At 69.5% G+C, this 8,988-nt stretch carries 5 protein-coding genes; 1 reads left to right on the top strand and 4 read right to left on the bottom strand.

The features are described 5' to 3' along the window. The 3 genes from NON22_RS15690 to NON22_RS15680 all read right to left on the bottom strand — a co-directional run. The coding region (locus NON22_RS15690; protein WP_257387889.1) for a serine/threonine-protein kinase at positions 1-947 on the bottom strand (947 nt) is incomplete at its 3' end. Between the two features lie 110 nt (positions 948-1,057). Next, positions 1,058-3,202 carry a RelA/SpoT family protein gene (locus NON22_RS15685; RefSeq protein WP_257387888.1) on the bottom strand — a complete coding sequence of 715 codons (2,145 nt, stop codon included), beginning with the start codon at positions 3,200-3,202 and terminating at the stop codon, positions 1,058-1,060. Positions 3,203-3,284: 82 nt separating this feature from the next. Beyond that, a complete protein-coding gene (locus NON22_RS15680) occupies positions 3,285-4,895 on the bottom strand; it encodes a hypothetical protein (protein WP_257387887.1) in 1,611 nt (536 codons plus the stop codon). A gap of 418 nt (positions 4,896-5,313) precedes the next feature. Between NON22_RS15680 and NON22_RS15675 the strand changes: the two genes are divergently transcribed. Beyond that, positions 5,314-5,790 (top strand): hypothetical protein, encoded by a 477-nt coding sequence (locus NON22_RS15675; RefSeq protein ID WP_257387886.1) that lies wholly within the window; start codon positions 5,314-5,316, stop codon positions 5,788-5,790. 44 nt (positions 5,791-5,834) lie between these two features. Here NON22_RS15675 and hrpA read toward each other — a convergent pair. Continuing rightward, positions 5,835-8,988 (bottom strand): ATP-dependent RNA helicase HrpA (hrpA, locus tag NON22_RS15670; RefSeq protein ID WP_257387885.1); only part of this gene is annotated, 3,154 nt, incomplete at its 5' end.

Raw genomic sequence — 8,988 nt, 5'->3', positions numbered from 1 at the left:
CTGCGCGCGGGCGTCGTGTCGATCGCGTCGATGCGGCCGATGCGCGGCTCGGCGCGGCTGCCGCGCGATTCGTCCGGCGTGATCGCCGGCAACGCGAGGGTCGGCGTCGTCGCCGGCCTGCGCTGCAGCAGCTCGGCCAGTTCGCCGCGCTCCAGGCGCCGCTCGATGTTCTCGATCGCCGCGGCGACGGCGGCGCCGTCCTGGAAACGCTGCTCGGGCTCTTTGGCCAGCAGCAGGTCCAGCACCGGCTGCAGCGCCTTGTATTCGGCCGGCAGCTGCGGCAGCGGCTGAGTGATGTGCATGATGCCGACCGCGAGCGAATCCTCGGCGTGGTAAGGCACGCGGCCCACGAGCAGCTCGTACATGACGATGCCGAGGCTGTAGAGGTCCGAGCGCCCGTCGATGCTGCGGCCGCGCGCCTGTTCCGGGCTCATGTAGTGCGGCGTGCCGACGACGGCGCCGGTGCGCGTCATGCGCGTGGACGAATCGTTCGCGCGCGCGATGCCGAAATCAGTCAGCGCGGCCGAGCCGTCCTCGCGCAGCAGGATGTTGTCGGGCTTGACGTCGCGATGCACGAAGCTCTTGCTGTTCGCGTAGTGCAGCGCCTTGGCGATCTCGCGCACGACGCGCAGGGTGAACGGCACGTCGCGCGGCTTGCCGTCCTCGTGCAGCACGGGGCCGCCCGAGACGTATTCCATCGCGATGTAGAAATAGTCGCCCTGGCGGCCGACGTCGTGGATGCCGACCACGTGCGGGTGATGCAGCTTGGCCGCGATGCGCGCCTCGCGCAGGAAGCGCTCGCCGTAGGTCGGATCGGCCAGCAAGGTCGGCGACATGACCTTGAGCGCCACCTCGCGGTCCACCGATTCCTGTACGGCCAGGTACACCGTCGCCATGCCGCCGCGCCCGAGCGGGCGCAGCACGCGGTAACCGGGGATGTCGATCATGCGTCAGGTCGGGAGTATGACGCCGCGTGCGGCGGCAGTGCCGCAAGCATAGCAGCCGGGGCCCGCGGCGGCCGGCCCGGCGCCGCGGAGCTGGCGTGCGGCAGTGCGGCTCAAGCCAGGCGCCGCGCCTCGATCACGTTCGGCACGGCGGCCAGGCGGCCGAGCAGGCTGGACAACTGGCCGTAATCGGTCACTCGCAGCGCGAAGTTCATCGTCGCGAGGCCCGACACCGGATCCACGCGCGTGTTGACCGCGAGCAGGTGCGCGTTGGCCGAGGCGATCACGTTGGTGATGTCCTTGTGCAGCCATTTGCGGTCGTAGCCCTTGACCAGCACGTCGACCTCGTAGGCTTGCTCGCGCCGGTTGCCCCATTCGACCTCGATGACGCGGCTCGGGTCGCGCACGCGCAGGCGCGCGAGACTGGCGCAGTCGGCGCGGTGCACGCTGACGCCGCGGCCGCGCGTGATGAAGCCCATGACCGCGTCGCCCGGCAGCGGCTGGCAGCAGCGCGCGAGCTGGGTCAGCAGGTTCCCTACGCCGTCGATGGTCAGCGCGTCCTTCGCGCCGGCCTTCGGCGGGCGCAGTGCGGGTGCCGCGGCCGGCTTGGGCGGCGCGACCATCTCGTGCAGCGCACGCGCGACCTGCGACGCGCTGACGTCGCCGAGCGCGAGCGCGACGAGGAATTCGTCGAGGCTCTTGTGATTGAAGCGCGGCGGCAGCGAGTCGAGCTCGACGTTGCTGAGCGCGAGCCGCTTGAGCTCCTTGTCGAGGATCGCGCGGCCGGCGCTGAGATTGGCCGTGTGGTCGACGCGCTTGAACCAGGTGCGCACCTTTTCGAGCCCACGGTGCGTGGTCAGGAAGCCGTGCTGCGCGCTGAGCCAGTCGCGCCGCGGCGCCTTCTCCTTCGCGGTCAGGATCTCGATGCGGTCGCCGCTGGACGGCTGGAACGCGAGCGGAACTATGCGGCCGTTGACCTTGGCGCCGCGGCAGCGATGGCCGACGTCGGTATGCACGTGATAGGCGAAATCGAGCACGGTCGCGCCGCGCGGCAGGTCCATGACCTCGCCGCGCGGCGTCAGCAGGTAGACGCGGTCCTCGTGCAGGTCGGTGCGCAGGCCGGCCAGCAGCGCCGCGTCGTCGTCGCCGTCGTCCTTGGCCTCGAGCAACTGGCGCATCCAGGCCACCTTGCGCTCGAAGCTCGCGTCGCCGCCGCCGCCTTCCTTGTAGCGCCAGTGCGCGGCGACGCCGAGCTCGGCGTGGGCATGCATGTCGTGGCTGCGGATCTGCACTTCGAGAGTCTTGCCCTCGGGGCCGACCACGGCCGTGTGCAGCGACTGGTAGTTGTTGCCCTTGGGCCGCGCGATGTAGTCGTCGAACTCGCCGGGGATGTAGGGCCACAGCGAATGCACGACGCCGAGCGCCGCGTAGCAGGCCGGCAGGTCCTTGACGAGCAGGCGCACGGCGCGGATGTCGTAGAGCGCGCCGAAGTCGCCGTCCTTGCGCTGCATCTTCTTCCAGATCGAATAGATGTGCTTGGGCCGGCCGGCGATGTCGGCGGCGATGCCGGCTTCGTCGAGCGCCCTGCGCAGCTGCGCGATCGCACCGGCGATGTAGCCTTCGCGGTCGACGCGGCGCTCGTCGAGCAGCCGGGCGATACGCTTGTAGGTCTCCGGCTGCGACAGGCGGAACGCGAGATCCTCAAGCTCCCACTTGAGCTGCCAGATGCCGAGCCGATTGGCCAGCGGCGCATGGATGTCGGCCGTGATCTGCGCGAGTGCACGGCGTTCGTCTTCGGTCAGACGATCCGCCGCGCGCAGGCGCGCGAGCTGGCGCGCGAGCAGGATGAAGACCACGCGCAGATCGCGCACGATCGCGAGCAGCAGCCGGCGCAGCCCTTCGGCGCTGGTATGCGTTCCGCGCGCGGCATAGAGGGTCCAGACCTTCTCGGCGGCGGCCTGGCCTTCGAGCAGCACGCGTACGCCGGGCGACACGTTTTCTTCGGTGGGTGTGCTCTCGCCGGCCAAGCCGTAGAGGATGGTCGCGCTCAGCGTTTCCTCGTCGAGACCGAGATCGCCGAGCAGCTGCAGCGCGACGACGACGATGCCGAGCTGCGCCGACGCATCGGACGAATCGGCCTGCTTCAACGCCTGACGCAGACGCCGGCACAGCGCGGCGAATTCGGGCGAGCCCGCGCCGCTACGCGAACGCGACTGCAGCCATGCTTCGAAATCGGGAGTGCTCGATGCGCGCTTCACAGCGGCATTGTAGCTGCCTAAACGAAAACGCCCAGCCCATGTGAGGTGAGCCGGGCGCTGCGCCGTCAGACTGTGGTAGACGTCAGTTGATGACGGTGATGCGGAAAGTCACGAACCTGGAATTGTAGGCTTGCGTGGACGGGAAATTGTAGTCGCCGGCGGCGACGGTGCATTCGGCCGTACCGAGCGCACCGCTGAGCCGATAGTCCAGGTCGATGCGAGAGCCGTTGAAGACGTAGCGAGGACTCTGCAGACCTTCGCTGAGATTGGACGAGAAGATCGATGTGCCGGCGCACGACAGCCGGCTGCTGCTGTCGATTGTCCCGAGGAACGCCCCCTGAGTGGCGTTCTCGTCGAACGCACGCGCCGGCCCCGGTCGCAGCTGGTTGACGAAATCGACGATCACGCCGGCGCACTGAGCCGACAGATCCTGTGCCGACAACCTGCACAGCAAGGTGGGCGTCTTGCCGTTCGGCGCATACTCTTCCATCAGCGGCGACAGCGTGAAGCTCGGTGGATCGTTCTCGCTGGACACCACATGGAACGGCAGCGTCTTCGTCGACTGCTGGCCGCGCACGTCGGTCGCCGTGATCAGCACCGACGCATGCACGCCGGGCGCATAGGTGCCGGCCGCGGCCGGATTCGCATCCGTCGCGAAATCCGCATCGAACGTCGGGATGTCGAAGCGGCAGGTGCGGCGCACGGCCTCGCCGGACTGCGGCGTCTCGAGCTGCGCGCAGCTGACGTTGGTCGCCGGCACGAGGGTGCCGTTGAAGTCGATCGTGACTGCGGCATTGAGCTGCTGCGGGCCCGATTCGGCGGTGTCGTCGGTCAGCACGAAGCTCAGGTTCGTCGCGCCGGTGCCTTCGGCCAGGTTCGGCACGAGGTTGTTCCCGGCGACGATGGCCGGCGCGAGATCGGACAGCTGCGAATAGCCCGCCGAGACGTTGTTGGCGAGGTTGTCGTCATCGGCCACGAACAGCGCGGCCATCGTCACGGGCACCGTGAGATCGGTCGGCAGGGTCGCGCTGCCGGTGAGCAGGCGCTGCACGATGTAGCGCTGCGCGACGCCGCCGGCGGACGGCACCGTGTCGAGCACGTCGACGTTGTTGCGGATCATGTCGTTGATATTGCACTGGGTCGCGCCGATCGCGACCTTGCAGTAGCGCGCCGACTCGCCGCCGAACGCGAACACCGTGCTGTCGAAGCCGTCGCGCACGCGAAAGGCCGTGTTCGCGAGCTCCGCCGGAATGCGCACGTCGATGTAGTAGGTGTAGTACGGATTGGAGAACGACGGCAGCGTCGCGACGCTCGTCGTGATGCTCGCGTCGACGGCCGGAGCGCCGTCGAACGCGTCGGTGAACAGGCCGGCGCTGGCCTTGCGCACGCCGTGCGCGTCGAGCACGTAGCAGTGGGTCGTCGCTTCGGCCTGCACGATGAGCGCGTTGGGCCGGTAGTTCCAGAAGCCGACGCCGTCGACGGCGACCTGCTGCGCACTGCCGTTCAGCGCGCCGAACTTGAAATCGCCGCCCGAATAGACGCCGGCGAACTGCGGGTTGATGCCGTTCTTGTACTGCACGGGCGACGAGGTGTCCCGCATGCTGCCGCAGAGCACCGGCACCTGCGTGCGCAGTATCGTCTGCGAGGCGCCGCTGCCGATCGGAACGACCTGCATCGCGCCGAACTGGACCACGTCTTCGTCCTGGAATACCAGAGGCACATCTCCGGCGTAGCTGACTCCGCAAGCGCCGGCCGCAATCAGGCCCAGCAGCAGTGCATTCGTTCGATAAATCCGGGGTTGCCTCATCGTAATCTTCACCAGTGACTGATTTGCACGGAAGGAGCACACGGAAACCCGCGTGATCCCATGGACGCAGTTCGGAACCTTCCCTTCGTCCCCGGCCCGGTCGGAGCCCTCAGCTCAAGCTGAGTGCACCCTGACTGCCGCTTTGACGCGGAGTATACGGACGCCCCTCCGCTCCAGTGTTAAGTAGCAGTTACCCGACTTGACCGATTTTCGACCAAATTCCGTCGCTTGACGAGAACTGATGCGGCACTCGTTACAATCGCCACTTTAGCCGCGGCGCCCGCGGCGTCAAATCGAGGTGAATATGAACAGGTTCCAGGCCCTGGCATTGGCTGCTCTGTCCGCTGCGGGCGTGGCTCAGGCCGCCGAATTCTCCACCCTGGAGGAGCGCATGAATCGCAGCGAGTTCACCGCCGCGGGTCTGGACCGGCTGAGCCCGGAACAGCTCAAGTCTCTCAACGACTGGCTGCGCGTCCACGGCCTCGCGCCGGGCGCCCCGGTCGCCACCGGCGGCTCGCGCAACGGCGTCGTCGAATTCTACCCGGACGATAACGACCGTCAGGCCTTCGAGGCGCACATCGAAGGCCGTGTCGACGGCTGGCTCGGCAAGACCACCTTCAAGCTCGACAACGGCCAGGTCTGGCAGCAGGCCGAATCCGGCATGCGCACGGACCTGGGCCTCAACAGCCCGGCCGTGCGCATCAAGCCCATGCTGCTCGGCAGCTGGCTGATGTACGTCGACGGCTGCGGCTGCAGCCTGCGCGTGCGTCGCATCAAGTAAATCCGCCGGGCCGACGCGGCGCCGCCTCCGGCGCCGCGTGCGGCTCAGCGGCCGCGCAGGCCTTCCAGCACCTTCTGCAGCCGCTTGGGCGACACCGCCTCGGCGGTCTTGAGTTCCTGCGCGAACACCGAGACGCGCAGTTCCTCGATCAGCCAGCGCAGTTCGTCCAGCGCCGCCGGCGCGACTTCGGCGCTCGCGCGCAGGCGCAGGTATTCGCGCCAGTAGCCCTGCACCGCGAGCAGGCGCGCCTGGTCCTTCGCGGCGTCCACGCGCAGCCGTTCGGCGCGCAGCCGCATGGCCTTCAGGTAGCGTGGGTAGTGCGCCAGGCGCGCACGGCCGAGGTCGCGCACGAAGCCCGGATGCACCAGCTCGGCGAGCTGCTCGTGGAGGTCGTCGTAGTTGGCCTTGCCATAGCCCATCAGCGGCGCCTTGAGCCACGGCCCGAGCTCGACGTAGGCCGCGAGCACGTCCTCGACGAGGGTCAGCCACTGCATCGCGGCCGGGAACAGCTGCCGCGCGAGCTCGGCCTCGGCCTGGACGAAGTCCTCGCGCCGGCGCAGATCCAGCCCGCGCGCGCCGAACAATTCCTGCAGCGCCGCCTCGATCAGATCCTCGCGCAGCGACTCGACGCTCGCGATGCCGGCGTACTTGAGCGCGAGCGCATGGTTGATCGGCAGCTGCCGGCGCGCCTGCTTGATCTTGTCGGCCAGCGCGCGGCGCAGCAGGCGCACGACGCCGGCGCGGTGCGACGCGAGCGCCTCGTCGCGGCGCTCGAACACGCGCAGCGCGACGCTGTCGCCGAGATCGACGAGCGCCGGATACGCGACGAGGTTGCCCTGGCTGACGAGCGAGTCGGGAATCTCGGCGAAATCGAAGGTTTCCACGTCCTCGCGCGTCAGGTCGGCATCGGCCTGGCGCGAGAATGCCGCGCGCGCCGCACCGCTCCAGTTGGCCTGGATCGCCGCCAGGTCGCGGCCCTGCTCCAGAATGCGGCCGTGTTCGTCGTAGACGCGGAAATGCATGCGCAGATGCGCCGGCAGCTCGGCGCCGGCGAAATCCGCCTCGCCGACGGCGACGCCGGTCACGCGCTGCAGATAGGCCGCGAGCACGCGCGCGAGCGGCGCGTCGCGGGCCGCCTCGCTCTCGGCGAACGCGCGCGCGAAATCCGGCGCCGGCACGAAATTGCGGCGCAGCGCCTTGGGCAGGCTGCGGATCAGCTCGGCCACCTTCTCCGCGAGCAGGCCCGGCACCAGCCATTCGCAGCGCGCCGCAGGCACCGCGTTCACGTAGGCCAGCGGCAACTGCAGGCTGACGCCGTCGGCCGGGTCGTTCGGCAGGAAGCGGTATTCGAGCTTGAGCTTGTGTCCGCCGATGTCGAGCCGCGACGGATAGTCCTGCGCGGCGATACCGCTCTGCGCACCGAGCACGTCGGCCAGCGACCAGCGCAGCGCCGCCTGCTCGGCCGGCGCGGCGCGGCGATACCAGGCGTCGAGCGCCGCCGTCGTGCTGATGTCGCCGGGCAGTTTGCCGGCGAACCAGGCCGCGAGCGCTGTCTCGTCCTTGACCAGGCCGGCGCGGCGCTGCTTGGCTTCGAGTTCCTGCGCTTCGGCGAGCACGCGCGCGTTGGCGCGCACGAAATCGGCTTTCGCGTCGATCTCGCCGCGGGCCAGCGCTTCGCGCAGGAACACCTCGTGGGCCAGAGCCGGCTCCTGCGCGCCGTACTGCACGACGCGCTTCTCGACGAGGATCAGGCCGAACAGGCTGACCTGTTCGTAGGCCAGCACGGCGCCGCGCTTGCGCGACCAGTGCGCGTCGCGCCAGCTGCGCTTGACCAGATGCCCGGCCTGCTGCTCGATCCATTCGGGCTCCACGCGTGCGCAAAGCATCGCGTAGACCTTCTGCAGGTCGATGATCTGCCCGGCCAGCAGCCACTGCGGCGGCGACTTGGCCAGGAACGAGCCCGGAAACACCTGGAAGCGCCGTTCGCGCGTGCCGCGGTATTGGCCGCGTTCGTCCTTGCGGCCGGCCTGCGTCGGCCAGCCCGACAGCAGGCAGCGATGCACCTGCTCGTAGCCCGGCGCGTCGAGCAGCGGCGCCGCCTCGTCGGCCTGGGCGTCGGCCGTTGCGGCCACGCCGCCGAGGTTCCAGCCCAGTTCCTCGGCCTGCAGCAGCAGCTGGCGGTGCAGCTCGCGCCATTCGCGCATGCGCAGGTAGGACAGGAAGCGCGCCTGGCACCAGTCGCGCAGGCGCGCCTGGCTCAGTTCCTCGTGGGCCGCCGCATGCGCCTGCCAGAGCCGCAGCACGGCGACGAAATCCGAGCGGCCGTCGGCGAACTGCGCATGCGCCTGGTCGGCGGCCTGGCGCGCGTCCGCCGGCCGCTCGCGCGGATCCTGGATGCTCAGGAACGCGCAGAGCACGAGCAGCTCGCGCAGTGCACCGCGGGCCTGGGCCTCGATCAGCATGCGCGCGAGCGCGACGTCGATCGGCAGCTGCGCCATCAGCCGTCCGGTCGGCGTCAGGCGCTTGTGCGCGTCGATCGCGCCGAGCTCGGTCAGGCGCCGGTAGCCGTCGCCGATCGCGCGCTCCGGCGGCGCCTCGACGAACGGAAACTGGTCGACCTCGCCGAGCTTGAGGCTGAGCATGCGCAGGATCACGCCGGCCAGCGAACTGCGCAGGATTTCCGGATCGGTGTAGCGCGGCCGCTGCTGGAAATCCTGCTCGCCGTAGAGGCGGAAGCAGACGCCCGCGGCGACGCGGCCGCAGCGGCCCTTGCGCTGCTCGGCCGCGGCCTGCGAGATCGGCTCGATGTGCAGGCGCTCCAGCTGCGAGCGCGGCGAATAGCGCTTGACGCGCGCGGTGCCGCTGTCGATGACGTAGCGGATGCGCGGCACGGTCAGCGAGGTCTCGGCGACGTTGGTCGCGAGCACGATGCGGCGCTGCGGGCCGGGTTTGAACACGCGGTCCTGGTCGTTGGCCGACAGGCGCGCATACAGCGGCAGCACCTCGGTCGCGCGATACTGGCGCCGCGCGAGCGCCAGGTGCGCGTCGCGGATCTCGCGTTCACCGGGCAGGAACACCAGGATGTCGCCGCGCGGGTCCTCGGCCGTGATCTCGTCGGCGACGGCGACGATCTGCTCGGTCAGATTGAGCTCGCCGCGCTCGGGCGCCGGCCGGCCGCGCTCGCCGGCGCGAGGCGGC

Origin of the sequence: Tahibacter caeni (assembly GCF_024609805.1) — a bacterium.
GTDB classification, from domain to species: domain Bacteria; phylum Pseudomonadota; class Gammaproteobacteria; order Xanthomonadales; family Rhodanobacteraceae; genus Tahibacter; species Tahibacter caeni.
This window is presented reverse-complemented; position numbering and strand designations above follow the sequence as displayed.

Excerpts from the sequence above, each read along its gene's own strand:
- NON22_RS15675 (WP_257387886.1), top strand. The coding sequence starts at position 5,314 with ATGAACAGGTTCCAGGCCCTGGCATTGGCTGCTCTGTCCGCTGCGGGC.